This window comes from Amycolatopsis sp. 195334CR, from assembly GCF_017309385.1.
Classification (GTDB): domain Bacteria; phylum Actinomycetota; class Actinomycetes; order Mycobacteriales; family Pseudonocardiaceae; genus Amycolatopsis.
Genome location: NZ_JAFJMJ010000001.1, coordinates 460,809 through 487,309 on the forward strand (window position 1 = coordinate 460,809; position 26,501 = coordinate 487,309).

Genomic DNA, 26,501 nt, shown 5'->3' on the forward strand with positions numbered 1-26,501 from the left:
CCCACCTTACGTCCTCACGCGGAGGCTCTTGTGGACCAGGGCGTCGCACAGCGCGAGCCAGCTGGCTTCGACGATGTTGCCGTGCACCCCGACCGTGGTCCACTCGCGGCTGCCGTCGGTGGTCTCCACCAGCACCCTGGTCACCGCGTCGGTGCCGGGGTGCCCGGGCAGGATGCGCACCTTGTAGTCGGCCAGCTCCACACTGTCCAACCAGGACAGATGCGGGGTGAGCGCCTCGCGCAGCGCGGCGTCGAGCGCGTGCACCGGGCCGTTGCCCTCGGCGGTGGCGATCACCCGCTGCCCGCCGACGTGCACCTTGACCGTGGCCTCGGACACGATCTCGCCGTCCGCGCGGTGGTCGAGCACCACGCGGTAGGACTCCAGCACGAACGGCGGCTCCTCGAGCGCCTCCCCCGCTTCCCGGCGCAGCAGCAATTCCAGCGAGGCGTCGGCGGCTTCGAAGGACCAGCCCTCGGCCTCCAGCCGCTTCACCTTGTGCACCGCGCTGGTCAGCGCTTCGGGCCGGCCGGCAAGGTCAACCCCCAACTCACGTCCCTTGAGTTCGAGGCTGGCCCTGCCGGCCATCTCGGTGACCAGTACCCGCATGTCGTTGCCGACCGAAGGGGGATCGATGTGGTTGTACAGCAACGGATCCACCTTGATCGCGCTCGCGTGCAACCCCGCCTTGTGGGCAAAGGCCGAAGCTCCCACATAAGCCTGGTGGGCGTAGGGGGCGATGTTCGCGATTTCGGCAAGAGCATGGGAGACGCGGGTGAGCTCGGCGGCGTTCCCGGTGGGGAGCACCTCCATGCCGAGCTTGGCCACCAGGTTTCCCGTCACGGCGAACAGATCGGCGTTGCCCGCCCGTTCCCCGTAACCGTTGGCGGTGCACTGGACGTGCGTCGCGCCGGCCTGCACGGCGGCGATGCTGTTCGCCACCGCGCAGGAAGTGTCGTCCTGACAATGGATACCGAGCCGGAACCCGGTGCGGTCCTTGACTTCGCGCACGGTCTCGGCCAGGCCCAGCGGGAGCTGGCCGCCGTTGGTGTCGCACAGCACCACCACGTCGGCCCCGGCACCGGCGGCCGCGTCGGCCACCCGTAGCGCGGTGTCCCGGCTGAACGCATAACCGTCGAAAAAGTGTTCCAGGTCAACAAAAACGCGACGGCCTTCGCGGACGAGGAACTCGACGGTGTCCCGCACCATCTCGCACGCCTCGGCCACCTCGACCTTGAGCGCGCGCTCGATGTGCCGCAGGTCGGACTTCGCGACCAGGGTGACCGCGGGTGCCCGCGAGTCGAGCAGCGCGCGCACCTGCGGGTCCTTTTCCGCGCTGGTACCGGCTTTGCGCGTGGCTCCGAACGCGACCAGCACCGCGTGCTTGAGGCTCAGCTCCCCCGCCGCCTTCGCGAAGAACTCGGTGTCCTTCGGCAGCGCGCCCGGCCAGCCGCCTTCGATGAAGCCGACGCCGAGTTCGTCGAGCAGCCGCGCCACGGCGAGCTTGTCGGTCACCGAGTAGGAAATGCCCTCGCGCTGGGCCCCGTCCCGCAACGTCGTGTCGTAGAGGTGGAACTCGTCGCCCAGCGCGGTTCCGGCCGGTTCGGTGCGAGTCACGGGATTCTCCTCGATTCGTGGCGAAAAAGGCCTCAGAACAGCAAAAAACCTCCCGCAGGATGATGCGAGAGGTCGCGCGCCGGGTGTTCGTGAGAACAGCTACCCGGCGCGCCTGCCGATAATGCTGGCGGCGAAGAACGTGACAGTCACGAGGCCGATAGTGCCACAGACCCGCCCGGGGTTCCAAGCCCTGGCCAACTTCTCCCACATGCTGGAACCCAATGCTATGAGTGGGGCATTACTTGCGTTGATTGCAAGTAATGCCCCACTCATAGCATTCAGGTGCGGCTCAGGCGGTGCGGGTGTTCGAGGAGACGAGGGCGGCCAGGCGGTCGCCGATGGCGTGGGTGGAACCGGGGTTGGCCTGGTCGCGGGTGGCCAGGTCGAAGGCCACCGAGGCCTCGATCCGGCGCGCGGCCTCCTTCTGGCCGAGGTGGTCCAGCAGCAGCGCCACCGAGAGCACCGCGGCGGTCGGGTCGGCCAGCGCCTGCCCGGCGATGTCCGGCGCGCTGCCGTGCACCGGCTCGAACATGCTCGGGTTGCGGCGGGTGATGTCCAGGTTCCCGCTGGCGGCCAGGCCGATGCCACCGGTCACCGCGGCGGACAGGTCGGTGATGATGTCGCCGAACAGGTTGTCGGTGACGATCACGTCGAAGCGGCCGGGGTCGGTGACCATGTGGATGGTCGCGGCGTCCACGTGGGAGTAGGCCACGGTGACGTCGGGGTGCTCCAGCGAGACCTCCTCGACCACGCGCGACCACAGCGAACCGGCGTGCTCCAGCACGTTGGTCTTGTGCAGCAGGGTCAGGTGCTTGCGCGGGCGCTGCTCGGCCCGGTCGAAGGCGTCGGAGACGACCCGCCGGATGCCGAACGCGGTGTTCACGCTCACCTCGGTGGCGATCTCGTGCTCGGTGTCCTTGCGCAGCAGACCGCCGTTGCCCGCGTACGGGCCTTCGGTGCCTTCGCGGACCACGACCATGTCGATCTCGCTGGTGTCGGCCAGCGGGCCGCGCACCCCCGGGTAGAGCCGGGCCGGGCGCAGGTTCACGTGGTGGTCGAGCTCGAACCGCAGGCGCAGCAGCAGGCCGCGCTCGAGGATGCCGCTGGGCACCGTCGGGTCGCCGACCGCGCCGAGCAGGATCGCGTCGTGCTGGCGCAGCTCGCCGAGCACCGACTCGGGGAGCAGCTCGCCGGTGGAGTGCCACCGCGCGGCGCCGAGGTCGTAGTTGGTGGTCTCCGCGTTGGGCGCTACCTCACCAAGCACCTTCAGCGCCTCGGTGACCACCTCGGGCCCGATCCCGTCACCTGGGATCACAGCGAGCCGCATCCACACACCTCCGTCGATCTGGGTCCGGCGTCCCGGATGGCCCATCCGCACAAAACTCCAGCGACGGCAGGTTACCGGCTGCCGACATTCGGCCGAAGCCGCACCACCCTTATGTCTGATCTTCCCGCGTCGTGAGACACCCGGAAGTGTCACCCGCTACTCCGTTAGGAACAAGTCTCACTTTTTCACACGGTCGGCTTACGACCGTGTGAAAGCGGGACGGCGCCCGGGAGCACCTGGCTCCCGGGCGCCGTTTCCCGCTGCTTCGCTCAGTCGGCCGGGGCCGGCGGGGCGACGTTCAGCTGCACCACGTTCGCCCGGTTGCCCGAGGCGTTGTGGTGGTTGAGCGCGAGCAGGCCGAGCACGGTGTCCTGCCCGGCCGAGGCCGCATCGCGGTTGACCACCAGCGCGGTACCCGGGCGCGCCAGGTAGGACAGCGCGGCGTCCCCGCCACCCTGCACCCAGTACCCCGGCGAGACCGCGTCGAACGACAGCGGGGTGTCGATGCTGTCGATCACGCCGCTGCCCGGCGCGGTGTAGTACCCCGCGACCCCGACCGTGTAGCTGACCCGGTGCGAGTCCGCGTTCGGGTCGATGCCCAGTGCGGCCAGCCGGACCGGCAGGACCGCCACGTCGGTGTCGAAGACGTTGGTGTCCACGTTGCCGAGGTGCCCGTTGAGCGGCTGGAGGTCGACCGAGGGGAAGCCCGGCTTGTTCAGGTCCACCGTGTTGACCAGGAGCACGTCGCTCGAGGTCGCCTTGGTCACGTAGGACTCGAAGTCCGCCTGGCCGTCCCCGGTGGTGTCGATGTCCACGAACGGGATGGTGTTGCTGCCGAGGTTGGCCCAGTTGCTCCAGGTGGCCAGGCCGAAGGCGAGCAGCGCCTCTTCCGGAGCGCCCTGCTGCTTGGCCAGCGGGGCGGTGGACGCCGCGCCGACGTACTTCAGGTCGCCGCCCTTGGCGGTGCCGTTGATCGTGCACTGCGTCGGCTGGTCGTCGCACTCGGGCAGCTGCGGGGACTGCGCCTGCAGCTCGAACATGCTGACCAGCGAGCGGTAGGCCTGCGTGCCGGAGCCCTGGCTGACGCCGCGGCCGCCGAGGTTGACCACGGCCTGCTGCTGCCCGGCCGGGAAGGCGACCTGGGCCGGGGTGGTGATCGCGGCGACCGGCTTCGGCGCCGCGTACACCGGCACGCGCAGGCCGACGGTGGCGCCGTTGCGCGGGGTGAAGGCCACCCGGCCCGAGGCGTCGGCGAGGAACTGGCGCGCCAGGCCGGCCTGCGTTGCCTGCATGGTCGGGTCCATGACCTTGCGCAACGCCTTCGGGTCGTCGATCTTCAGCGTCACGGTGACCGTGGCGATCCCGCGCGGGCTGAGCTTCACGCTGTTCTTGTTCAGCTCGTACCGCACCCCGGGCATCTGGGTGACGCCCTGGTAGGCCACGCCGTACTCGACCGGCTTCACGCCCTTGTTGACCACCTTGATGGTCTTGGTCAGGCTGACCGGGCCCGCCGCCTCGACGGTGCCGAACGAGGCGCTCACCGCGCCCGGGTTGTCCTGCACGTAGGCCAGGACCTGGTTGTCCAGCGCCGACTTCGCGTTGATCCGGCCGGAGCCGACCCGCTGCGGGCCGAAGGTCTTGCCGCCCTCGACCACGTCGGTGCCGGCGGTGTTGACCACCGCGGCCTTGACCTCCTCGACCGACCAGTCCGGGTGGGCCTGGCGGATCAGCGCGGTGATGCCCGCGGTGTGCGGGGCGGCCATCGAGGTGCCCGACAGCACGGTGCGGCCGTTGCCGCTGCCGCTGTACGCCGAGGAGATGCTGTCACCCGGCGCGGCCACGTCCGGCTTCACCGACGGCCCGCGCACGCCACGCGAGGTGAACGAGCTCGGAGTGTCCACAATGGACTGGTCGAAGGTCTGCAGCGCGGACCGGCCAAGGCCGGACAGGCGCACCTGCAGGGTGCCCGCGTCCAGCGCCGGGCGCACCGAGGCGGTGGCCGAACCGGTCAGCTGGAACATCGGCACCACCGCGTTGCCCGCGATGCCGGCCGCGAAGTTCTCCAAAGTGGACGAGAGCAGCACCCCGGCCGCCCCGGCGGCCTGCGCGTTGTTCGCCCTGGCACCGGAACCGCAGGCGCGGGTGGCGTCGTTGTCGTCCCACTCCAGCCAGGCGATCTTGCCCTGCACGGCGGCCTTGTCGGCGGCCGAGAAGGGCGCGCAGCCCGCCGCGTTCGCCGCGGAGACCTTGACCACCGGCGCGGTCACGTCGAGCGCGTCGTAGTTCGCGAAGTTCTGGCTGAACTGGCCGCCCTTCTGCCCGGTCGAACCGGCCGGGGCCACCACGTCGACGGCGTCGCGCAGGACCGAGGCGTCCCGCGTGCTCGCCACCGTCAGCGCCTCGGGCGTGTTGCCCGGCGAACCGCCGACGTCGTTGAGGTCACCGCCGTTGCCACCGGAGAACACCGGCAGCACGTTGTTCGCGGCCAGCTTGCGCACGAACAGCGAGTCGGGGTCGTCCGGCGCGCCGAAGTCGCTGCCCAGCGAGAGGTTCACCAGGTCCAGCTTGTCGGTCGGGTCGCCGTCGCGGTCCGGGTCGAGCGCCCAGTCCAGCGCCTGCGTGGTGACGTTGGTGGAACCGTCGCAGCCGAACACCTTGATCGCGTAGAGCAGCGCCTTGGGCGCGGTGCCCGGCCCGATGCGCATCTGCGCGACGGTCTCCGGGGTCAGCTTCGCGTAGTCACCGGTGAAGGTGCTGCCGTCGGCGTTGACGCCGAACCCGCCCGCGGTGCCCGCGACGTGCGTGCCGTGGTGGCCGCACGAAATCGGGTTGGGGTCGGGCTTGGGCACGGTGACTTCGCCTTCGCCACCCGAGTCGTACTCGTCGCCGACCAGGTCGACCCCGCCGACCACCTTGGCGGTCGGGAAGAACGAGGGCGAGACCTGCGTCGGGTCGATCGCGTCGTAGGCCTCCTTGGTGCCGGGACCGCCGAAGGCCGCGTGGGTGTAGTCGATGCCGTCGTCGATGATGCCGACGCGGATGCCGTCGCCGAAGCGGCCGGTCTGCTGCCACACGTTGAGCGTCTGGGTCAGCTGCACCGCGCTGGTGTTGGTGCGCTTCTTCGGCACCACGGTGCGGACCGAGACCACGTCGTCGCGGTGCGCCAGCTCGCGGATCTTCGCCGCGTCGGCCGTCACCACCGCGCCGGGAACCGCGGTCGAGGTCTCGGCGAGCAGTTCGGTGCCCGCGTCGGCGCTGGTCAGCTGGCCGACCACGGAGTCGACCGCGGACTCGGTCTCGGCCTGGGCCGCTTTCGCCGCCTGCTTGGCCTTCTCCTTGCCGGCGCCCTTGCTCTGCTCGGCGTTGAAGGCGTCCACAGCGGGGCGCTTGGCCAGCTCCACGAACGCGGTGACCTTGCCCTGCGCGGCGCCGAGGCGCGGCTCGACCTTGCCGGCGAAACCGGCGGCGCCGGATTGCGGCAGCGCGTCGGCGAGCGGGACGTCCTGCGCCGATGCGGCCGGTGCCCCGATGAATCCGGCCGTCAGCACCACCACCGACAACCGCGCGGCCCATCGGGGAACGCGAGTTCTTTTCATGAGAAAGTGCCCTCACCCGAGGCCTACCTGAGAACCTGCCTGGGCTCGAACACACCCCCGACGGTGAGCTCCCGGCGCGCGTGCCGTGCCCTCGACGGCGCGCGGTTCAGCCTCGCGGGGGGAAATTTAGTCGCAGAATGCACCTACTTTGGTAGGCCATTCGAGTGAGCACCACCCGGGCGGATGAGATCCGGTCGGTCCACCTGGGAATACCGGCCGTTCCCGATCCGCTCCGTTACGCATTCGCAATTGGTGCGCGGCCGCGCGGGGTGATTCCCGCGCGGCCGCGAACGCCTCAGCCGAACGAGATGGCGCGGATGGTGCTCGCCTGCACCACGGTGCCGATCGGCTCCAGCACGTGCTGGTCGACCGCGCGGTCCACGCGCAGCAGCATCACCGCGTCGGCGCGGTCGGTGGTCTGGCTGATCTGCGCGGCCTCGATGTTGATGCCCGCCTCGCCGAGCAGGGTCCCGACGCGGCCCATGATGCCGGGGCGGTCCGGGTACTCCAGCAGCAGCAGGTTGCCCTCGGCGCGCAGGTCGAACGAGCGGCCGTTCACCTCGACCAGCTTCTCCACCTCGTCCTTGCCGGTCAGCGCACCCGAGACGGACAGCGTGCTGCCGTCGGCGTGCACCGCGCGGACGGTGACCAGGCTGCGGTGGTTGGGGCTCTCCGACTCCTTGGTCAGCTCGACGCGGACGCCCAGCTCCTCGGCCAGCCGCGGCGCGTTGACGAAGGTGACCGGGTCGCGCACCACACCGGCGAACACCCCGCGCTCGGCGGCCAGCGGCAGGATGCTCACGTCCTCGTCAGCCAGCTCACCGCGGACGTGCACGGTCAGCGTGGACGGCGCCTTCGGGTTCAGCGAGGCCAGCACGGTGCCGAGCTTCTGGGTCAGGCTCAGGTACGGCCGGACCTCCTCGCCCACCGGGCCACCGGCCGAGACGTTCACCGCGTCCGGCACGAAGTCGCCGCGCAGCGCGAGCAGCACCGAGCGGGCCACGTCCGTGCCCGCGCGGTCCTGCGCCTCCGCGGTCGACGCGCCGAGGTGCGGGGTGACGACCACGTTGGGCAGCTCGAACAGCGGGCTGGCGGTGGTCGGCTCGGTGACGAAGACGTCCACGCCCGCGCCGCCGACGTGACCCTCGCGGATGGCGGCGGCGAGCGCTTCCTCGTCGACCAGGCCACCGCGGGCGGCGTTCACCACGATCACGCCCGGCTTGGTCTTCTTCAGCGCCTCGGCGTCGATCAGGCCCTTGGTCTCCGGGGTCTTCGGGAGGTGGATGGAGAAGGCGTCGGCCCGTGAGAGCAGCTCGTCCAGGCTGACCAGCTCGATGCCGAGCTGCGCGGCGCGCGCCGCCGAGACGTAGGGGTCGTAGGCGATCAGCGTGGTGCCGAAGGCGGCCAGGCGCTGGGCGAACAGCTGGCCGATCTTGCCGAGGCCGACCACGCCGACGGTCTTGCCGTTCAGCTCGATGCCCGAGTAGGAGCTGCGCTTCCACTCGCCACCGCGCAGGCTCTGGTCGGCGGCGGGCACCCGGCGGGCCACCGCGAGCAGCAGGGCGACCGCGTGCTCGGCGGCCGAAACGATGTTCGAGGTCGGCGCGTTGACCACCAGCACCCCGCGCTCGGTGGCGGCGGGCACCTCGACGTTGTCCAGGCCGACCCCGGCCCGCGCGACCACCTTGAGCCTGCTGGTGGCGCCGAGCACCTCGGCGTCGACCTTGGTGGCGGACCGCACCAGCAGCGCGTCGGCCCCCTTCACCGCCTCGAGCAGCGCCGGCCGGTCGGTGCCGTCCACATGCTGGACATCGACCTCGTCGCCGAACACGCTCAGCACGGACGGCGCGAGCTTCTCCGCGATGAGTACGACGGGCTTGCTGGGCGTGGTCACGATGCGGCTCCCAATATTCGGATTCGGCAGAAAGTGCTTGAGTGGCAACGCTTTTTTCCTGCGGCCAGCCGATCCGTGCCAGGGTTCCGCTCGCGCCCCACCTCCGCTGACCGGCCACCACGGTGTGCCCGGACCCAGCGCAGTTTAGCCCGCTGGAGACCCATCTCGTTAACTGGGACGCAACCCGGAGAAAACAAGTTCGAGCAGGACGGGCACGCTCTGGTCCCCGACCGGATCGTGCTGCGAGGCCCACGCTACCCCGTTGACCAGCAGCAACATGTCCTCGGTTGCGACGTCTTCGCGGAGTTCACCCGCCGCCCGCGCCCGATCGGCCAGGTCTCCCCCGATGGCCCGCATGGCGTGGCACGACTCGTACAACTCGGACGTTTCGTCCCGGAGTGCCACCGCGACCGTCTCGATGAGACCTCGGAAGCTGGTCGACAGCACGGCGAGTTCGTGCAGCCAGCGGAACAGCGCGTCGCCGGGGCGGTCGTGGCCGAGCAGTTCCCTGCCCAGTTCCGCCTGCCCGTCGAACTGCTCGCGCAGCAGCGCCTCCAGCAACGCGGAACGCGTGGGGAAATGCCGGTAGAGCGTGCCGATGCCGACCCCGGCGGCCTTGGCGACGTCCTCCAGTGAGGCGTCGACGCCGTCCCGCGCGAAGGCGGCACCGGCCTCGGCGAGCAGCCGGTCGTAGTTGCGCCTGGCGTCGGCACGCAGGGGTTTCACGGTGGTCATCGCTGTCCGAGCATAGCCCCTGGCGTTTCGGAGGCAGCCTCCGTATAGTCGGCCGAGTTAACCGGAGGCTGCCTCATGTTAGGGACTTCATGGAACTGATCGAACGGACCCGCGCGTCGCTGGGCGCGGTCGGGGTCTGGCTGGCGAACGCCCCGCTCAAGCCGCCCGTGGACGTTGAACGGCGGGAAACCCGCAGGCTGGACGGGCTGGGGTACGGCTCGCTGTGGAGCGGCGAAGGCGTCGGCGCGCGGGAAGCACTCGCGATCCACGGAATTCTGCTCGGCGATACGCGGAATCTGGTCCTGGGCACCGGGATCGCCAACGTCTGGTACCGCCCGGCCGCCACCCTGCAGACCGGCGCGGCCACCCTGGCCGCCGCCCATCCCGGCCGGTTCGTGCTCGGCGTCGGCATCGGGCACGCCTTCCAGGCGGCCAAAACCGGCGGTGACTACCGGCCGCTGTCCCAGATGCGCGACTACCTGTCCGCGATGGACGCCGAAGCCGCGGAAAACCCGCCCCCGGTGGAGTTCCCGCGGGTGCTCGCCGCGGTCGGGCCGCGCATGCTCGAACTGGCGCGGGAGCGCGCGGAGGGCGCGCACCCGTTCTTCACCCCGGTCGAGCACACGGCTTTCGCCCGCGAAATCCTCGGTCCGGACAGGCTGCTCATCCCGCAGGTGAACGTACTGCTGGAGACGGATCCGGTGCGGGCACGGGAAAGCCAGCGTTCCTGGCTCGGTTATGGACTGGAAGTGAAGCCGTACGCCGACGCCTGGCGCCGGTTCGGTTACGAGCCCGAACTGACCGACCGGTTCATCGACGCGGCGGTGGCCTGGGGTGACGAGGCGGCGATCGCGCGCCGGGTGCGCGAGCACCTGGACGCCGGGGCGGACCACGTGCTGGTCACCCCGTCCACCGGCGACCTGCCCGCGCAGGTCGACATGCTGGCGAAGCTCGCGCCCGCCCTGCTGGAGGTGACCGGGTGAGCGTGGGGATCTGGACCTTCGCCTTCGACGAGCAGCCCGTCGGCGAGGTCGTCGAGGCGGCGCGGGAGATCGAGGAACTGGGGTTCGATTCGATCTGGTTCGGCGAGTACCGCGGCCGGGAAGCCTTCACCCAGGCCGGTTTGCTGCTCGCGGCGACCCGGCGGCTCACCGTCGCGACGGGCATCGCGCGGTTCAGCGAGCGCAGCCCGCACGCCGCGGCCGCCGCCGGACGAACGCTCGCCGAGGCGCACCCGGACCGGTTCGTGCTCGGCCTCGGCGGGCACCTGCCCGGCGACCGTCCACTGAGGAGGATCACCGAGTACCTCGACGGCATGGACGCCGCCGACCTCAGCGTTCCGGCCGCGCCACCCCGCCGGGTGCTGGCCGCGCTCGGACCGCGGATGCTGGAGCTGGCGGCCACGCGCACCGATGGCGCGCACCCGTACTTCGTCCCGCCGGAACACACCGCGATCGCCAGGGAAGCGTTGGGGCCCAAGGGATACCTCGCGGTCGAGCAGACCGTGGTACTGGACCCGGACCCGGGCGCGGCCCGTGAATTCGTCGCGGGCTACGTCGGACTGGCCGCGCACCACCGCGCGAACCTGCGGCGGCTCGGGTTCACCGACGAGGACCTCACCGACGTCAGCGACCGGCTGGTGTCGGCGATCGTGACCGTCGGCGAGCAGGCGGCGCACGACCGGATCCGCGCCCACCTCGACGCCGGGGCCGACCACGTGTGCGTGCAGGTGCTCGGCGACGGCCTGCGCGAGAAGTGGCGGGTGCTCGCGGGGCTGGTGTAGCGTCGGCCGGGCGCGGCCGGGGCCGCGTCCCGTCCGCGGGCAGGGCCGAGCCCACCCCGGTTCCACCCCATGCCAGCAGTGCTTTCTTCCTGCCCGGCCGGCGGACGACGGGCGTGGGGAAGGAAGTGCCGTGCTCAACGCCGAACAACTGCGCAAGCGGGCGAAGGACCTGCTGAAGGCGCACCGCGCCGGTGATCCCGCCGCCGTCGAGCGGCTCCGCTCCGCCCGCGGCCCGGTGAAACTGGCCGACGCCCAGCACGTGATCGCGCACGAGCAGGGCTTTCCCAGCTGGCCGAAGTTGAAGTCCTATGTGGACAGGCTGCACCGGTTCGGGCCGGAGCTGCGGCACGCCTACCACCCGGATCCGCACTACTACGCCGAGCGCGCGCTCGGCCTGCTCGCGTCGGCGAAGGACGGCACCCCGGCGGCGGTGGCCTCGTTCACCGCCGCCGAGGCGCCGCTGACCAGGGCGGGCGCGCGCACGGTGGTCGCGCGGGAACACGGCTTCGACGGCTGGGCGTCACTGGTGCGGCACGTCCGGGAGCTCGGGGACGAACCGTTCACCCTCGCCTACCGCGCGCTGGAAGCACGGGACGTGGCCGGGCTTTCCGCCGCGGTGGCGCGCTTCCCGCACCTGGTCGAGGCCCAGGGCACCAACGGCAACGACCTGCTCGGCATGGCCGGTGCCACCTGCGACGAACGCCTGGTGCGGGTGCTGCTGGACGCGGGCGCGGACGTCGACCACGCGAACGCGCACGGCTGGACGGCCCTGCACCAGGCCGGGTACACCGGGCTGCCGCACCTGGCGCGCCTGCTGCTCGACGCCGGGGCGCGGACGGACCTCTCCGCCCGCGGTGACGGTGGGACCGCGCTGGTGGTCGCGTTGTTCTGGGGGCACACGGAGACGGCGGAGGTACTGGCCGCGCGGTCGGTGTGGCCGCGGAACCTGCGAGTGGCCGCCGGACTGGGACGGCTGGACCTGGCCGCCGGTCACACCGAGGCAGGTGCGCATCGGGAGTTCTACCGGCCGCACAGCGGTTTCCCGCGCTGGCGGCCCTCCTCCGATCCGGGTGAGGTGCTCGACGAAGCCCTCTCGTGGGCGGCGCGCAACGACCAGGCCGACGCGATCTCGGCCCTGGTGGCGCGCGGCGCGCGGATCGACGCCGACGTCTACCGGGGCACCGCCCTGACCTGGGCCGCCGCCGGTGGCAAGGTGCGGGCCGTGCGCCGCCTGCTCGAGCTGGGCGCGGACCCGAACCGGCGCGGCACGTTCGGCGGGCCGGACCACGGGGAGGGCGTCACCGCCCTGCACCTGGCCGCGCAGCACGGCCACCTCGACGCCATCTCGCTGCTGCTGGCCGCCGGTGCCGACCGCACCCTGCGCGACCACAACCACCACGGCGACGCCCTCAGTTGGGCCGAATTCGGCGGCCACCCGGCGGCCGCCGCCCTGCTACGCGAGCGGTGAGGTCAGAGGTCGGCCGGGCGGTCGAATTCGGCGTCGTGCACGCCGGCGCGGAAGGCGGTCCACTCGGACGGGGTGAACACCAGCACGGTGTCCGCGCCCGCCTTGCGCAGGGCGATGTAGGTGACCCCGTCGGTGTGCGGCACGAAGGCCACCTCGCCCTCCGGCCCCGCCTGCCGCCACTGCGCGGCGGAAAGATCGAGTGCGTGCCGGATGTGCGCCTTGTCGTCCATGCCGCACACGGTAGCGGCCCCGGCCCGGAAAGATCATTCCGAACCGGGGCCGCGTTCGCGAACCGATCAGGCGGTCTCGGTGATCGGCCGGTCCACCCACGACATCAGGTCGCGCAGCTTCTGGCCGGTCTCCTCGATCGGGTGCTGGGCACCCTGCTTCTCCAGCTCGGTGAACTTCGGCCGCCCGGCCTCGTCCTCGGCCACCCACTCGCGGGCGAAGGTGCCGTCCTGGATCTCGCCGAGGATCTTCTTCATCTCCTCCTTCACCGCCGGCGTGATCACCCGCGGGCCGCGGGTGAGGTCGCCGTACTCCGCGGTGTCGGACACCGAGTAGCGCTGGCGGGCGATGCCGCCCTCGTACATCAGGTCGACGATCAGCTTGAGCTCGTGCAGCACCTCGAAGTAGGCGATCTCCGGGGCGTAACCGGCCTCGGTCAGCACCTCGAACCCGGTCTGCACCAGCGCGGACGCGCCACCGCAGAGCACCGCCTGCTCACCGAACAGGTCGGTCTCGGTCTCCTCGGTGAAGGTGGTCTTGATGACCCCGGCCCGCGCGCCGCCGATGGCCGCCGCGTAGGAGAGGGCGAGCGCCTCGGCGCCACCGGTGGCGTCCTGCTCGACCGCGATGAGCGCGGGCACGCCCTTGCCGTCGACGAACTGGCGGCGCACCAGGTGGCCCGGGCCCTTCGGCGCGACCATGGCCACGTCGATCCCGGCGGGCGGCTTGATCAGCTCGTAGCGGATGTTGAAGCCGTGCCCGAAGAAGATGGCGTCGCCGTCCTTCAGGTTGGGCTCGATGTCGTCCGCGTAGATGAAGCGCTGCTTGGTGTCCGGCGCCAGGATCATGATCAGGTCGGCTTCCTTCGAAGCCTCCGCCGGGGTGAGCACCTTGAGGCCCTGCTCCTCGGCCTTCGCCCGGGACTTGGATCCCTCGGGCAGGCCGATGCGGACGTCGACGCCGGAGTCGCGCAGGCTCAGCGCGTGCGCGTGCCCCTGGCTGCCGTAGCCGATCACGGCGACCTTGCGACCCTGGATGATGCTGAGGTCGGCGTCGTCGTCGTAGAAGATTTCCACTGCCATGAGGGTTACTGCTTCCTTCCGAGAAATTGCTTAGCGAGTACTGGTTGCGGTGATGGAACGCGGACCGCGGCCGACGGCGACCATGCCCGACTGCACGAGTTCCCGCACACCGTACGGCTCGAGCATGCGCAGCAGCGCACCGATCTTGTCGCTGGTACCGGTGGCTTCCACGGTCAGCGACTCCGGCGAAACGTCCACCACCTTGGCCCGGAACAACTGCACGGTCTCGAGCACCTGGCTGCGCACGGTGGCGTCGGCCCTGACCTTGACCAGCAGCAGTTCGCGGCGGACCGCGGTGGACGGTTCGAGCTCCACGATCTTGATGACGTTGACCAGCTTGTTGAGCTGCTTGGTGACCTGTTCGAGGGGTAACTCGTCGACGGCCACCACGATCGTCATCCTGGACACCTCCGGGTTCTCCGTGGGTCCGACGGCGAGGGACTCGATGTTGAAGCCCCGGCGGGAGAACAACCCGGACACCCGGGCGAGCACACCGGGCACGTTCTCCACGAGAACGCTCAGCGTGTGGTTGGTCATTGCGACACCTCGTCGTCGTCGAAGAGCGGGCGGATGCCGCGCGCGGCCATGATCTCGTCGTTGCCGGTGCCCGCGGCCACCATCGGCCACACCTGGGCGTCCTTGCCGACCACGAAGTCGATCACCACCGGGCGGTCGTTGATCTCCATCGCGCGCTGGATCACCTGGTCGACCTCCTCCTTGGTCTCGCAGCGGAGACCGGCGCAGCCGAGCGCCTCGGCGAGCAGGGTGAAGTCGGGGATGCGGTGCTTGTGCGTACCGAGATCGGTGTTCGAGTACCGCTCCGAGTAGAAGAGGTTCTGCCACTGGCGGACCATGCCGAGGTTGCCGTTGTTGATCACCGCGACCTTGATCGGCGCGCCCTCGATGGCGCAGGTGGCCAGTTCCTGGTTGGTCATCTGGAAGCAGCCGTCGCCGTCGATCGCCCAGACCTGCTTGTCCGGCATGCCGAACTGCGCGCCCATCGCGGCGGGCACGGCGAAGCCCATCGTGCCGAGCCCCCCGGAGTTGATCCAGGTGGCCGGCTTCTCGTACTTGATGAACTGCGCGGCCCACATCTGGTGCTGGCCGACGCCCGCGGTGTAGATCGCGTCCGGGCCGACCAGCTGGCCGATCCGCTCGATCACGTACTGCGGCGAGAGCGTGCCGTCGACCGGCCACTCGTACCCGGCCGGGAAGGTGCCGCGCCACGAGTCGATCTGCGTCCACCACGCGCTGAGGTCCGGCTTGTCGTTCTCCGCGTGCACGGCGGCGATGAGCTCGTTGATGATCTCCGCGCAGTCGCCCACTATCGGCACGTCCGCCTTGCGGTTCTTGGAGATCTCCGCCGGGTCGATGTCGGCGTGCACCACGGTGGCGTCCGGCGCGAACGAGGACAGCTGACCGGTGACCCGGTCGTCGAACCGGGCGCCCAGCGCGATCATCAGGTCCGCGCGCTGCATCGCGGCCACCGCGGCGACCGAACCGTGCATGCCCGGCATGCCGAGGTGCTGCTGGTGCGAGTCGGGGAAGGCACCGCGCGCCATCAGCGTGGTGACCACCGGGATGCCGGTGGTCTCGGCCAGTTCGAGCAGCTGCCTCGACGCCTTGGCCTTGATCACGCCACCACCGACGTAGAGCACCGGGCGGCGCGAGCGCGCGATCAGCTTGGCCGCCTCGCGGACCTGCTTGCCGTGCGGGCGCAGGGTCGGCCGGTAGCCGGGCAGGCGCATCTCCGGCGGCCAGCTGAACGAGGTGGTCTCCTGCAGCACGTCCTTGGGGATGTCCACCAGCACCGGGCCGGGCCTGCCGGTGGCCGCCAGGTGGAAGGCCTCGGCGATCACCCGCGGGATGTCGACCGGGTTGGTGACCAGGAAGTTGTGCTTGGTGATCGGCATGGTGATGCCGCAGATGTCGGCTTCCTGGAAGGCGTCGGTGCCGATCAGCGCGCGGCTCTGCTGCCCGGTGATGGCGACCACCGGCACCGAGTCCATGTTCGCGTCGGCCAGCGGGGTGACCAGGTTCGTCGCACCCGGGCCCGAGGTGGCCATGCACACCCCGACCTTGCCGGTGGCCTGCGCGTAGCCGGTGGCCGCGTGGCCGGCGCCCTGCTCGTGCCGGACGAGCACGTGCCGCACCTTCGTCGAATCGAGCAGCGGGTCGTAGGCCGGGAGGATGGTGCCGCCGGGAATGCCGAACACCACCTCCGCGCCGACGGCCTCGAGCGAGCGCACGAGGGACTGGGCCCCGGTCACCCGGACCGGGGTGCCGGCCGGCGGGGTGGGCTTCGGACGGTGCCCGGACTGGCCCGTTGCGGCGGGCGGCCCGGCGTTCGTTTCCGATCGCGAGGTGGCGCTAGTCATCGGTTCTGCCTCGTGGGTGTCGGTGTCACTCATTCGGGTGGCAAACGGGGCTGGGGCAACAAAAAACCCCCGCCGACCGATAAAGGTCGCACGAGGGTCGCGCGTCGACGCAGCGGGCTCTCCCTAAGCGTCGACGCGCTGAGGAAGTACGAGGCCGGTCTGCGGTGTCACGGCACGGACGTTAATCCTTCGACCGCGAGGGTGTCAACTCTGCGGGACGGTGTGTCCGGATGCTGGGAGCCCGGACCCCGCTCGAAGGGCGCCCCGCGCGCGGTGCACCATCTTGGGGTGGCCGAAGAAACACCGCAGGACAACGCCCCCACCGCCCCGAAGGCGATCTTCCGGGTACCCGGTACGGCGATCCTGGCCGTGCTCTTCCTCGCCGTCTGTGTGACCCCGGTCGCATTCACCCTGCCCGGCCTGCAGGTGCTCTACCTGGTCCCGCTGGCCCTCGGCGCGTGGGTGCTGCGCACGCGCACCACCGCCGACGGCGACGGGCTGACCGTGCGCACCGTGTTCGGCAAGCGCGTGCTGCCGTGGGCGTCGATGAAGGGCCTCTCGCTGACCGAGAAGTCGAAGGTGGTCGCGGTGCTCGGCGACGACACCAGGGTGGCGCTGCCCGCCGTGCGCACCCGGCACCTGCCGGTGCTCAGCCTGGTCAGCGGCGGCCGGCTCGACGACCCCAGTGGGCAGCTGGCCGACGACCCCGGTGGGAAGCGCGCCGACGAGGAGTAATCTCGGGCGTACCGCTCCCGGCATGGCCCTGTGGCGCACACCCGCGCCTGGGCCGAACTCCTGAGTTTTTTCGAGCACAAGTTACGGAGGAGCCGTGCCTCAGCTGCGCTCCCGCACCACCACCCACGGCCGCAACGCCGCGGGCGCCCGTTCCCTGTGGCGTGCCACCGGGATGACCGACAGCGACTTCGGCAAGCCCATCGTGGCCATCGCCAATTCCTACACCCAGTTCGTGCCGGGGCACGTGCACCTCAAGGACCTCGGCGACATCGTGGCCGAGGCCGTCGCCGAAGCCGGTGGCGTCGCGCGCGAGTTCCACACCATCGCCGTCGACGACGGCATCGCCATGGGCCACAGCGGCATGCTCTACTCGCTGCCCTCGCGCGAGATCATCGCCGACTCGGTGGAGTACATGGTCAACGCGCACCAGGCCGACGCGCTGGTGTGCATCTCCAACTGCGACAAGATCACCCCGGGCATGCTCAACGCCGCGATGCGGCTGAACATCCCGGTGGTCTTCGTCTCCGGCGGTCCGATGGAGGCCGGGAAGGCCGTGGTGGTCGGTGATGTGGCGCACCCCTCGTCCGACCTGATCACCACCATCTCCGCCTCGGCCAACGCGGCGGTGGACGAGCAGGCGCTGGACGAGGTCGAGCGCTCGGCCTGCCCGACCTGCGGTTCGTGTTCGGGCATGTTCACCGCGAACTCGATGAACTGCCTGACCGAGGCGCTCGGGCTTTCCCTGCCGGGCAACGGTTCCACGCTCGCCACGCACGCCGCGCGCCGCGAGCTGTTCGCCGAGGCGGGCCGCACCGTGGTCGAGCTGTGCAAGCGCTGGTACGGCCAGGACGACGAGACCGCGCTGCCGCGCACCATCGCGAACAAGCAGGCCTTCGAGAACGCGATGGCGCTGGACATGGCGATGGGCGGCTCGACGAACACCGTGCTGCACGTCCTCGCCGCCGCGCAGGAGGGTGAGATCGACTTCACCATCGACGACATCGACGCGATCGGCCGGCGCGTGCCGTGCCTGTCGAAGGTGGCGCCGAACTCCGATTACCACATGGAGGACGTGCACCGCGCCGGTGGCATCCCGGCGATCCTCGGTGAGCTGTGGCGCGGCGGCCTGCTCAACGAGGAGGTCACCTCGGTGCACACGCCGACGCTGGCCGAGTGGCTGTCCACTTGGGACATCCGCGCCGCGGAACCGTCGGCGAAGGCGATCGAGCTGTACCACGCGGCGCCGGGCGGGGTGCGCACCACGAAGGCGTTCTCCACCGAGAACCGCTGGTCCTCTTTGGACACCGACGCGGCCGGCGGCTGCATCCGCGACGTCGAGCACGCCTACACCGCCGACGGCGGCCTGGCCATCCTGCGCGGCAACCTCGCCGAGAACGGCGCAGTGATCAAGTCCGCGGGCATCGACGAGTCGCTGTGGCGGTTCCAGGGCCCGGCGCGCGTGGTGGAGAGCCAGGAGGAGGCCGTTTCGGTCATCCTCGGCAAGCAGATCCAGGCCGGTGAGGTGCTGGTGGTGCGGTACGAGGGTCCGGCGGGCGGGCCGGGCATGCAGGAGATGCTGCACCCGACCGCGTTCCTCAAGGGCTCGGGCCTCGGCAAGAAGTGCGCGCTGATCACCGACGGCCGGTTCTCCGGTGGCTCGTCGGGCATCTCGGTCGGGCACATCTCGCCGGAGGCGGCCGCGGGCGGCACGATCGGCCTGGTCCAGAACGGCGACGAGATCCTGCTGGACGTGCGTGAGCGGCGGCTCGAACTGCTCGTCGACGCCGACGTGCTGGCGGAGCGGCGGGCGAAGATGGACGCCAGCGAGCGGCCGTGGCAGCCCGCGGAACGGCAGCGGCCGGTCACCAGCGCGCTGCGCGCCTACGCCCGGATGGCCACCTCGGCCGACACCGGCGCCGTCCGCGACCCGAACCGCTGATTGCTATGAGTGGGGCATTACTAGCGTTGATTGCAAGTAATGCCCCACTCATAGCATTGGTCAGCGGAACAGCGTGAGGATGAGCACCGAGGCCGCGGCGGCGATCAGCAGGCCGAAGATGGCGAACGGCATCGGCTTGCGGCGCCACGGGGTGTTCACGTCGAGCGCGATCCGGCCCGAGCCGGTGAACAGCAGCGCCAGCGCGGCCGTGGCCAGCAGCAGCTCGAACTCGAAGCCCTTGCCCGCCGCGCTGAAGAAGCCCCCGCCGAACTTGACGTAGACGATGCTCGCGGTCACCCCGAGCAGGGCCGATGCGCCGATCGGGGTGAACAGCCCCAGCACCAGCAGCACGCCGCCGACCACCTCGCTCAGCGCGGTGATCCAGGACAGCAGGGTGAACTGCCCGGTGAAGCCGAGCTGCTGCAGGTACCCGGCGAAGCCGTCGATGCCGGGGCCGCCGAACGAGCCGAACAGCTTCTGCAGGCCGTGCGCGCCCATCGTGCCGCCGAGCACCAGGCGCAGGAGCAGCAGCCCGAAGTCCAGCCCGCCGTGCCAGCGGGTGCTGGTGTCCTTGGCCGGCTTGTCCTCGACCTCGTCGATCAGGCTGGTCGGCGTGGTGGAGTAGGCGCTGTCGTCGAACAGGCTGCCGCCGCCGGTGCCGCTCGTCCGATAGTCGTCATCGTGAGTGCTCACGCGCGCAGGGTAAGGGATACGGCTGTCCGGCGCATGCCCTACGCGCGAAATCGCGGGGCTCAGTACTCCCCGTGGACCAGGTTGTCCGGGAGCTCGCCGCTGGCGTACCGGCCGATCTCGGTGGCCGCGACCGCGTACGAGCGCCGCCGCGAGCCCCGGGCGGCGCCGGCCACGTGCGGGGTCAGCAGCACCCCCTCCATCGTCCACAGTGGATGGTCGGCGGGCAGCGGTTCCGGGTCCACCACGTCGAGCGCGGCCCGCAGCCTGCCCGTGCCCAGTTCCGCGACCAGCGCGTCGGTGTCGGCCACCTGCCCGCGCGCGGCGTTGACCAGCACCGCGCCGTCCCGCATCGAGGCGAGGAACTCCGCGCCGACCATGCCGCGGGTGCGCGAGGTCAGCGGCACCATCAGCACCACGACGTCGTGCTCGGGGAGCAGCGCGGGCAGCTCCTCCACGCCGGACACGCCCTCGCGGGCGGTCAGCCCGACCATGGTCACGTGCGTGTCGAACGGCTCCAGCCTGCGGCGCAGCTGCCTGCCGAGGTCACCGGCGCCGATGATCAGCACCCGCTGCTCCTGCAGGGTGTCGGTGCTGTGCCGGTTCCACACGCGGGCGGCCTGATCGGCACCGAACTGCCCCAGTTCCCGGTAGATGGACAGCAGCGCGGCAACCACCCATTCGGCCGTAGCCCCGCCGTGCGCGCCGCGGCAGGTGGACAGGAGCACGTCGGGCGGGACCACCGGGATCCAGTCCTCGGCACCCGCCGACAGCAACTGGATGAGTTTCAGCTTCGGCAGCCGCGGCAGCAGCTCGGGCGCCGAGCGCACCGGCCCCGGGACCAGGACCTCCGCTTCGGCGGCCTCCGGCGGCAGCTCCGAACCTGGCGTGTACCGCACGGGTTTCACCCCGGGAACGCGGGAGAGCGCGGTCACGCCGTCTTCGTCGGGCACGAGCACGATGAGCGGCATGATCACCACGTTAGCCGGTCGGGGCGCTCACCCGAGGTTCACGGGCGGGCGCCTACGCTCTGGAGATCATGCGCACCAGGTCACGGCGGATCGCCCACTGGCCGCTGGCCCCGCTGGCCTGCGGCATCCTGCTGCTGTCCGGCTGCGCCGACTTCGACGGCACGCCGACCGCCTCGGACTGGAAGCCGGCCCCGGAGTTGACCCCGCAGGCCGGGCCGCAGCCGAACCTGCCCGGCGCGGAGGGTTCCGCCCCCGGCAAGCCGGGCCCGTCGGCGCCGCCGACCTCGGTCCCACCGCCCCAGGGCTGCAAGGACTTCGACGAAGCGGTGATCGGCACCTGCCTGGACACGGTCGCCGCGGTGGCCGCGCTGCCCGGCGGGCAGACCCCGGCGGCGCTGGCCGGTGAGCGCAAGAGCGGGCGCGTGTTCCAGGTGACCTCGGGGGCGGAGAAGGAGCAGTACGCCGAGCTGGCGGTGGACGCCACCGGTGGCGGCGGGCTGACCGGGCTGACCCTGTCCCCCAGTTTCGCCGAGGACCAGTTGGTCTTCGCCTACGTCACCACGCCGACGGACAACCGGGTGGTGCGCTTCGCCAGGGGGCAGCAGCCGAAACCGGTGCTCACCGGGATTCCGCGCGGGAGCAGCGGCAACGGGGGCTCATTGACCTCGGACGGCAACGGCGCGCTGCTGGTGGCCACCGGCAACGCGGGCAACCCGGCCGCGGCGGCCGACCCGAACTCGCTGGCGGGCAAGGTGCTGCGCATCGACACCTCCGGCCAGCCGGCGCAGGGCAACCCGACGCCGTCGTCGGCCGTGCTGGCCAGTGGGCTGACCCAGCCGGGCGGGCTGTGCAAGTCCCCCGACGGCTCGCGGCTGTGGGTCACCGACCGCGCCGCCGACAAGGACGCGCTGTACCGCGTCACGCCGGGGCAGGCGCTGACCTCGCCGGCGTGGACCTGGCCGGACCGGCCGGGCGTGGCCGGGTGCGTGGACGGGACGAGCCTGATCATGGTCGCCACGTCGACCGCCGGGAACATGCAGAACCTGCCGATCGCCACGGACGGCTCGATCAGCGGTAAGCCCTCGGTCACGCTCGACGGGCAGAACAACAGCCGCACCTACGGGCGGCTGGCCGGGATGGAGCAGATCAGCGCGGAACTGGCGGTGGCGGGCACGGTCAACAAGGACGGCGGGGAGCCCGTCTCCAGTGATGACCGGGTGGTGCTCATCGTCATCCAGCCGAGCGCCGCCATCCCGGGCAAGGACTGATCCCCCCTTCGGTGGTGCAGTGAATGTGGCTTTCACTGCACCGAAGCCGCGCCCACCAGGACACGAAGGGGCGCATCCACCCCACCGACGCCGCAGTGAATGTGGCATTCACAGCCGATTCCGCAGCGAATGTGGCTTTCACAGCACCGACGCCGCACCCACCAGGACACGAAGGGGCGCATCCACCCCACCGACGCCGCAGTGAATGTGGCATTCACAGCCGATTCCGCAGTGAATGTGGCTTTCACTGCACCGACGCCGCGCCCACCAGAGCACGAAGGTGGCTTCGTGACATCAGGGCTTGGCGGCTCGGATGGCGTCCGGGACCGTGATGCCCGGGAGCTCGTACTCGTCCCGGCGGCCGCACATGCCGTAGCCCCCGTGCCGTGAGGGCGTCGCGGTCACGACCCGCGCCTGCGCCAGGTGGCTCGCGTCGCCGTCGAGGAGGGCTTTCAGGTGGGCGCCCGTGCGTTCGGCGGCGGCCAGCGCGCCCTCCTGCCAGATCGGCAGCCAGCGCGCCACCTTCGGCGCCACGATCGCCGCGGCCGCCCGGTGGAACTCCCGCATCGGCCCGTCGTCACCGTCCCGGGCAGCCTCCCGCAGCACCAGGTACCCCTCGACGGCCAGGTCCCGCCGACGCCGAGCCGCCGCCTCCGCGAGCGGGCCCTCCTTCGCGGGCAGGGCCGCCGCCTCCGCGTACGCCGCCGGGTCGGCCAGCACGGCGGGCGGGAAGGTGAACACCGCGTCCCCCGCTTCGGGCAGGCCGCTGTTCTGCATCAACACGGTGATCCGCAGGTCCTCCCGCTGGATCATCCGGTGCACGGTGCCCGGGGTGAACCACACGATCGACCCCGCCGACAGGTCGTTCTCCTGGTACCCGTCCACGGTCAGCGTCTGCACCGCGCCGACCCCGCCGGTGACCACGTAGGCCTCGGTGCAGGTCAGGTGCATGTGCGGGCTGCCACCGCGCACCCCGTCCTCGGCCAGCCATTCGTAGCAGCTCAGGTGCGAAACCCCGACCGCGCCGGGAAGCGGGACATGCGACATCGCGCGTACTCCTGCCAGCAGTGGTTACCGCTTGGCTCCCCGGTACTGGGCCCGCGCGGCTCGGACGTCGAACACCGAGCCTGCCACGGAAGCCGCCGCGGCGGCCAGCCCCAGGAACCGGCCGATCGCCGGTTCGATCGACACCCCGCCCGCCAGGAGCACCTCGCGCTGGTCCTCGGCGAACTGCCAGTCGATCAGCCACCAGCCGAGCACCAGCAACCCCAGCGACAGTACGGCGACGACCAGCCACAGGTGCGGCAGCCCGTTCACCCTGGCCGCCCGCGACCGCCCGAACACCACCGCCACGACCCCGGCCAGCAGCAACAGCACCGGCGCGGCCCAGGCGAAGAAGCCCGAGTTCCACGCCGACCGCACCACGTCACCGGCGGGCAGCTCGCGCAACGCCTCGGCGACCTCGGGATCGGCGGCGGTCAGCTCGGTCCAGGGCAGGAACATGGCGCCGAACGCCACGACCCCCGCCCCGAACCCGAGCCACTGCCACCAGGGAACCTGTCGGAAATCCGCCAAGGTCAGGTGCCGACCCGTTCCAGTACCAGTTCCCGCACGCGCTTCGCGTCGGCCTGGCCCTTGGTCGCCTTCATCACGTCGCCGACGATCTTGCCCGCTGCCTGCACCTTGCCGCCGCGGATCTTCTCCGCGATGTCCGGGTTCGCCGCGAGCGCCTCGTCGACCGCCTTGTACAGCGCCGAATCATCCGAGACGACCTTCAGATCGCGCTTCTCCACGACCTCGTCCGGTTCGCCCTCGCCGGCGAGCACGCCGTCGACCACCTCGCGGGCCAGCTTGTTGGTCAGCGCGCCTTCCCCGACCAGCGCGATCACCCGCGCCACCTGCGCCGGGGTGATCGCCAGCTCGCCCAGCTCCACACCGGACTTGTTGGCCTGCTGGGTCAGGTACGAGACCCACCAGCCCCGCGCGTCGGCCGGGCTCGCGCCCTTGTCGACGGTGGCCGCGATCAGGTCGACCGCGCCCGCGTTGATCAGGTCGCGCAGTTCCGCGTCGGTCAGCTCCCACTCGGCCTGCACCCGCTTGCGCCGCTCCCACGGCAGCTCGGGCATGGTGCCGCGCAGTTCCTCGACCCACTCCCGCGACGGCGCGATCGGCACCAGGTCGGGCTCCGGGAAGTACCGGTAGTCCTCGGCGGTTTCCTTGGTGCGACCGGACGAGGTGGTGCCGTCGGCCTCCTGGAAGTGCCGCGTCTCCTGGGTGATCGACCCGCCGCCGACCAGGATCGCCGCCTGGCGCGTCATCTCGTAGCGCACCGCGCGCTCGACGCTGCGCAGCGAGTTGACGTTCTTGGTCTCGGTGCGCGTGCCGAACTCGGTGGCGTCCTTGGCCATCAGCGAGACGTTGGCGTCGCAGCGGAGCGAGCCCTGGTCCATCCGGACGTCGGAGACCTCCAGCGCGCGCAGCAGGTCCCGCAGCGCGGTGACGTAGGCGCGGGCGACCTCGGGGGCGCGCTCACCGGTGCCGGTGATCGGCTTGGTGACGATCTCGATCAGCGGCACGCCGGCGCGGTTGTAGTCGAGCAGCGAGTGCTCGGCGCCGTGGATGCGCCCGGTGGCGCCACCGACGTGCAGCGACTTGCCGGTGTCCTCCTCCATGTGCGCGCGCTCGATCTCGATGCGCACGACCTCACCGTCGTCGAGGGTGACGTCGAGGTGGCCGTTGAAGGCGATCGGCTCGTCGTACTGCGAGGTCTGGAAGTTCTTCGGCATGTCCGGGTAGAAGTAGTTCTTCCTGGCGAACCGGCACCACTGCGCGATCTCGCAGTTGAGCGCCAGGCCGATCCGGATCGCCCCCTCCACCGCGCGCCCGTTGACCACCGGCAGCGCGCCGGGCAGGCCGAGGCAGGTCGGGCAGACGTGCGTGTTGGGCTCGCCGCCGAAGCGGTTCTCGCAGCCGCAGAACATCTTGGTGTTCGTGGACAGCTCCACGTGCACCTCGAGGCCCAGCACCGGGTCGAACCGCTCGATGACCTCGGCGTAGTCCATGGTTTCCGCCACGGCCGTCACTTCTTCCCGTCCTTCCGCAGCGTGCGCACCGCCAGCAGGGCACCGGTGATGGCCACCACGGCACTCGCCACGGCGTTGACCATGGTCAGTTTGTCCTTGTCCTCCCGCGCCTTGCGGACGCCGGAGAAGGCGCTGGTCGCGCTGGCCGCCGAGGTGCCGAGCGCGATCAGCCCGCGGATCTGGTTCTTCTTGCTCACTTGGCTGCCTCCAGTTCCGGGACGCGGTGGATCAGCGGGCCACCGGCCGCCGCGTCGCGCGCCACCTCGTAGGCGGCGCCGACCCGGTACAGCCGGTCGTCGGCCAGCGACGGGGCCATGATCTGCAGCCCGACCGGCAGACCGTCCTCTTCGGACAGTCCACTCGGGATGCTCATGGCGGCGTTGCCGGCCAGGTTCGACGGGATCGAGCAGATGTCGGACAGGTACATCGCCATCGGGTCGTCCACCCGCTCGCCGATCTTGAACGCGGTGGTCGGCGTCGTCGGGCTGACCAGCACGTCCACCTTGGCGAAGGCGTTGTCGAAGTCGCGGGTGATCAGCGTGCGGACCTTCTGCGCCGAGCCGTAGTAGGCGTCGTAGTAGCCGGCCGACAGCGCGTAGGTGCCGAGCATGATCCGCCGCTTGACCTCGGGGCCGAAACCGGCCTCGCGGGTCAGCGACATGACCTCCTCGGCGCTGTGCGTGCCGTCGTCCCCGACGCGCAGGCCGTAGCGCATGGCGTCGAACCGGGCCAGGTTCGACGACGCCTCGCTCGGCGCGATCAGGTAGTAGGCGGACAGCGCCAGGGTGAAGTTCGGGCAGGAGACCTCGACCACCTCGGCACCGAGCTCTCGCAGCTGCTCGACGGCCGCCTCGAAGGAGCGCAGCACGCCCGGCTGGTAGCCCTCGCCGGAGAACTCCTTGACCACGCCGACGCGCACGCCCTTGAGGTCGCCGTTGAGGCCCTCGCGGGCGGCGGCCACCACCGGCGGCACCGGGGCGTCGATGGAGGTGGAGTCGAGCGGGTCGTGCCCGGCGATGACCTCGTGCAGCAGCGCCGCGTCCAGCACGGTGCGCGCGCAGGGCCCAGCCTGGTCCAGCGAGGAGGAGAAGGCGACCAGCCCGTAGCGGGACACGCCGCCGTAGGTGGGCTTCACGCCGACCGTGCCGGTGACCGCACCGGGCTGGCGGATCGAGCCGCCGGTGTCGGTGCCGATGGCCAGCGCCGCCTCGAACCCGGCGATCGCGGCGGAGGAACCACCGCCGGAGCCACCGGGGATGCGGTCGTGCGCCCACGGGTTGCGGGTCGGCCCGAAGGCGGAGTTCTCGGTGGAGGAGCCCATCGCGAACTCGTCCATGTTCGTCTTGCCGAGAATCACCACGCCCGCGTCGCGGAGCTTGCGGGTGACGGTGGCGTCGTACGGCGGGAGCCAGCCTTCGAGCGTGCGCGAGCCGCAGGTGGTCGGCAGGCCCTTGGTGGTCAGCACGTCCTTAAGCGCGAGCGGCACGCCGGCCAGCGGCGAGGCCTGGCGGCCCTCGGCGGCGTCGGCGTCGACCGCGCGGGCGGCTTCGAGCGCGCCCTCGGTGTCGACGTGCAGGAACGCGTTCAGCGCGCCGTCGACCTCGGCGATCCGGTCCAGGTGGGCCTGGGTGACCTCGACCGCGGAGACCTCACGGGACTTGATCTTGTCCGCCAGTTCGGTGGCGGTGAGCCTGGTCAGCTCGGACATGC

Annotated in this window: 22 protein-coding genes; 6 read left to right on the top strand and 16 right to left on the bottom strand. The window is 71.0% G+C overall.

From position 1 onward, the window contains the following. Positions 1-6: 6 nt before the first annotated feature. The 5 genes from cimA to JYK18_RS02250 form a co-directional block, all read right to left on the bottom strand. Positions 7-1,614 carry a citramalate synthase gene (gene cimA, locus JYK18_RS02230; protein ID WP_206800073.1) on the bottom strand — a complete coding sequence of 536 codons (1,608 nt, stop codon included), beginning with the start codon at positions 1,612-1,614 and terminating at the stop codon, positions 7-9. Positions 1,615-1,903: 289 nt separating this feature from the next. After that, positions 1,904-2,941 carry a 3-isopropylmalate dehydrogenase gene (locus tag JYK18_RS02235; RefSeq protein WP_206800082.1) on the bottom strand — a complete coding sequence of 346 codons (1,038 nt, stop codon included), beginning with the start codon at positions 2,939-2,941 and terminating at the stop codon, positions 1,904-1,906. 269 nt (positions 2,942-3,210) lie between these two features. Next, the gene (locus tag JYK18_RS02240) at positions 3,211-6,537 is read right to left on the bottom strand and encodes a S8 family serine peptidase (RefSeq protein WP_206800084.1); all 3,327 of its coding nucleotides are present in this window, start codon (positions 6,535-6,537) and stop codon (positions 3,211-3,213) included. Between the two features lie 295 nt (positions 6,538-6,832). Continuing rightward, positions 6,833-8,431 (bottom strand): phosphoglycerate dehydrogenase, encoded by a 1,599-nt coding sequence (serA, locus tag JYK18_RS02245; RefSeq protein ID WP_206800094.1) that lies wholly within the window; start codon positions 8,429-8,431, stop codon positions 6,833-6,835. Between the two features lie 168 nt (positions 8,432-8,599). Continuing rightward, on the bottom strand, positions 8,600-9,166 hold the full coding sequence (locus tag JYK18_RS02250) for a TetR/AcrR family transcriptional regulator (RefSeq protein ID WP_206800096.1): 567 nt from the start codon (positions 9,164-9,166) through the stop codon (positions 8,600-8,602). 89 nt (positions 9,167-9,255) lie between these two features. Here JYK18_RS02250 and JYK18_RS02255 point away from each other — a divergent pair, with 89 nt between their 5' ends. The 3 genes from JYK18_RS02255 (at position 9,256) to JYK18_RS02265 (ending at position 12,417) form a co-directional block, all read left to right on the top strand. Beyond that, the gene (locus JYK18_RS02255; RefSeq protein ID WP_206800098.1) at positions 9,256-10,149 is read left to right on the top strand and encodes a TIGR03620 family F420-dependent LLM class oxidoreductase; all 894 of its coding nucleotides are present in this window, start codon (positions 9,256-9,258) and stop codon (positions 10,147-10,149) included. Further along, positions 10,146-10,949, top strand: a complete 804-nt coding sequence (locus JYK18_RS02260) for a TIGR03620 family F420-dependent LLM class oxidoreductase (RefSeq protein WP_206800100.1) — start codon at positions 10,146-10,148, stop codon at positions 10,947-10,949. Before JYK18_RS02255 ends, JYK18_RS02260 begins: the two co-directional genes overlap by 4 nt. A gap of 130 nt (positions 10,950-11,079) precedes the next feature. Beyond that, on the top strand, positions 11,080-12,417 hold the full coding sequence (locus tag JYK18_RS02265; RefSeq protein ID WP_206800102.1) for an ankyrin repeat domain-containing protein: 1,338 nt from the start codon (positions 11,080-11,082) through the stop codon (positions 12,415-12,417). Between the two features lie 2 nt (positions 12,418-12,419). Here JYK18_RS02265 and JYK18_RS02270 read toward each other — a convergent pair whose 3' ends face one another. The 4 genes from JYK18_RS02270 to JYK18_RS02285 form a co-directional block, all read right to left on the bottom strand. Further along, complete coding sequence (locus tag JYK18_RS02270; RefSeq protein ID WP_206800103.1) at positions 12,420-12,647, bottom strand: DUF397 domain-containing protein; 228 nt, start codon at positions 12,645-12,647, stop codon at positions 12,420-12,422. Positions 12,648-12,713: 66 nt separating this feature from the next. Beyond that, positions 12,714-13,727, bottom strand: coding sequence for a ketol-acid reductoisomerase (ilvC, locus tag JYK18_RS02275; protein ID WP_206800105.1), 1,014 nt, complete (start codon positions 13,725-13,727; stop codon positions 12,714-12,716). Positions 13,728-13,757: 30 nt separating this feature from the next. Next, a complete protein-coding gene (gene ilvN / locus JYK18_RS02280) occupies positions 13,758-14,264 on the bottom strand; it encodes an acetolactate synthase small subunit (RefSeq protein ID WP_113693759.1) in 507 nt (168 codons plus the stop codon). Continuing rightward, the gene (locus JYK18_RS02285; RefSeq protein ID WP_206800107.1) at positions 14,261-16,105 is read right to left on the bottom strand and encodes an acetolactate synthase large subunit; all 1,845 of its coding nucleotides are present in this window, start codon (positions 16,103-16,105) and stop codon (positions 14,261-14,263) included. The genes ilvN and JYK18_RS02285 overlap by 4 nt, the downstream gene beginning before the upstream one ends. A 288-nt stretch (positions 16,106-16,393) precedes the next feature. Between JYK18_RS02285 and JYK18_RS02290 the strand changes: the two genes are divergently transcribed. After that, the gene (locus JYK18_RS02290; RefSeq protein WP_206800109.1) at positions 16,394-16,840 is read left to right on the top strand and encodes a PH domain-containing protein; all 447 of its coding nucleotides are present in this window, start codon (positions 16,394-16,396) and stop codon (positions 16,838-16,840) included. 94 nt (positions 16,841-16,934) lie between these two features. Beyond that, positions 16,935-18,779 (top strand): dihydroxy-acid dehydratase, encoded by a 1,845-nt coding sequence (gene ilvD, locus JYK18_RS02295; RefSeq protein ID WP_206800111.1) that lies wholly within the window; start codon positions 16,935-16,937, stop codon positions 18,777-18,779. Between the two features lie 60 nt (positions 18,780-18,839). On the opposite strand, the gene JYK18_RS02300 is transcribed toward ilvD, so the two are convergent. Together JYK18_RS02300 and JYK18_RS02305 are read right to left on the bottom strand one after the other, a co-directional pair. After that, on the bottom strand, positions 18,840-19,472 hold the full coding sequence (locus tag JYK18_RS02300; RefSeq protein WP_374194980.1) for a DoxX family protein: 633 nt from the start codon (positions 19,470-19,472) through the stop codon (positions 18,840-18,842). Positions 19,473-19,531: 59 nt separating this feature from the next. After that, positions 19,532-20,440 carry a 2-hydroxyacid dehydrogenase gene (locus JYK18_RS02305; protein ID WP_206800113.1) on the bottom strand — a complete coding sequence of 303 codons (909 nt, stop codon included), beginning with the start codon at positions 20,438-20,440 and terminating at the stop codon, positions 19,532-19,534. Positions 20,441-20,508: 68 nt separating this feature from the next. On the opposite strand from JYK18_RS02305, the gene JYK18_RS02310 reads away from it, so the two are divergent. Beyond that, a complete protein-coding gene (locus JYK18_RS02310; RefSeq protein WP_206800115.1) occupies positions 20,509-21,708 on the top strand; it encodes a PQQ-dependent sugar dehydrogenase in 1,200 nt (399 codons plus the stop codon). Between the two features lie 294 nt (positions 21,709-22,002). Here the strand turns inward: JYK18_RS02310 and JYK18_RS02315 are convergent, their stop codons facing one another. The 5 genes from JYK18_RS02315 to gatA are packed head-to-tail and all read right to left on the bottom strand — an operon-like array spanning position 22,003 to position 26,499. Beyond that, positions 22,003-22,755: a cupin gene (locus JYK18_RS02315; RefSeq protein ID WP_206800117.1), complete on the bottom strand. Its 753-nt coding sequence runs from the start codon at positions 22,753-22,755 to the stop codon at positions 22,003-22,005. Between the two features lie 24 nt (positions 22,756-22,779). Then, the gene (locus tag JYK18_RS02320; RefSeq protein WP_307795757.1) at positions 22,780-23,226 is read right to left on the bottom strand and encodes a hypothetical protein; all 447 of its coding nucleotides are present in this window, start codon (positions 23,224-23,226) and stop codon (positions 22,780-22,782) included. A 59-nt stretch (positions 23,227-23,285) separates the two neighbouring features. Continuing rightward, positions 23,286-24,791, bottom strand: coding sequence for an Asp-tRNA(Asn)/Glu-tRNA(Gln) amidotransferase subunit GatB (gene gatB / locus JYK18_RS02325; RefSeq protein WP_206800120.1), 1,506 nt, complete (start codon positions 24,789-24,791; stop codon positions 23,286-23,288). Continuing rightward, entirely contained in the window at positions 24,788-24,988 is a 201-nt protein-coding gene (locus JYK18_RS02330) for a hypothetical protein (RefSeq protein ID WP_153030014.1), read from the bottom strand. Before JYK18_RS02330 ends, gatB begins: the two co-directional genes overlap by 4 nt. Then, a complete protein-coding gene (gene gatA, locus JYK18_RS02335) occupies positions 24,985-26,499 on the bottom strand; it encodes an Asp-tRNA(Asn)/Glu-tRNA(Gln) amidotransferase subunit GatA (protein WP_206800122.1) in 1,515 nt (504 codons plus the stop codon). The genes JYK18_RS02330 and gatA overlap by 4 nt, the downstream gene beginning before the upstream one ends. Positions 26,500-26,501 lie beyond the last annotated feature (2 nt).

What these genes read in the sequence shown, in the direction of transcription:
- JYK18_RS02235 (WP_206800082.1), bottom strand. Translation starts at nt 2,941, where the DNA reads ATGCGGCTCGCTGTGATCCCAGGTGACGGGATCGGGCCCGAGGTGGTC.
- JYK18_RS02240 (WP_206800084.1), bottom strand. Translation starts at nt 6,537, where the DNA reads ATGAAAAGAACTCGCGTTCCCCGATGGGCCGCGCGGTTGTCGGTGGTG.
- JYK18_RS02250 (WP_206800096.1), bottom strand. Translation starts at nt 9,166, where the DNA reads ATGACCACCGTGAAACCCCTGCGTGCCGACGCCAGGCGCAACTACGAC.
- JYK18_RS02255 (WP_206800098.1), top strand. Translation starts at nt 9,256, where the DNA reads ATGGAACTGATCGAACGGACCCGCGCGTCGCTGGGCGCGGTCGGGGTC.
- JYK18_RS02270 (WP_206800103.1), bottom strand. Translation starts at nt 12,647, where the DNA reads ATGGACGACAAGGCGCACATCCGGCACGCACTCGATCTTTCCGCCGCG.
- ilvC (WP_206800105.1), bottom strand. Translation starts at nt 13,727, where the DNA reads ATGGCAGTGGAAATCTTCTACGACGACGACGCCGACCTCAGCATCATC.
- ilvN (WP_113693759.1), bottom strand. Translation starts at nt 14,264, where the DNA reads ATGACCAACCACACGCTGAGCGTTCTCGTGGAGAACGTGCCCGGTGTG.
- JYK18_RS02285 (WP_206800107.1), bottom strand. Translation starts at nt 16,105, where the DNA reads ATGACTAGCGCCACCTCGCGATCGGAAACGAACGCCGGGCCGCCCGCC.
- JYK18_RS02305 (WP_206800113.1), bottom strand. Translation starts at nt 20,440, where the DNA reads ATGCCGCTCATCGTGCTCGTGCCCGACGAAGACGGCGTGACCGCGCTC.
- JYK18_RS02310 (WP_206800115.1), top strand. Translation starts at nt 20,509, where the DNA reads ATGCGCACCAGGTCACGGCGGATCGCCCACTGGCCGCTGGCCCCGCTG.
- JYK18_RS02315 (WP_206800117.1), bottom strand. Translation starts at nt 22,755, where the DNA reads ATGTCGCATGTCCCGCTTCCCGGCGCGGTCGGGGTTTCGCACCTGAGC.
- gatA (WP_206800122.1), bottom strand. Translation starts at nt 26,499, where the DNA reads ATGTCCGAGCTGACCAGGCTCACCGCCACCGAACTGGCGGACAAGATC.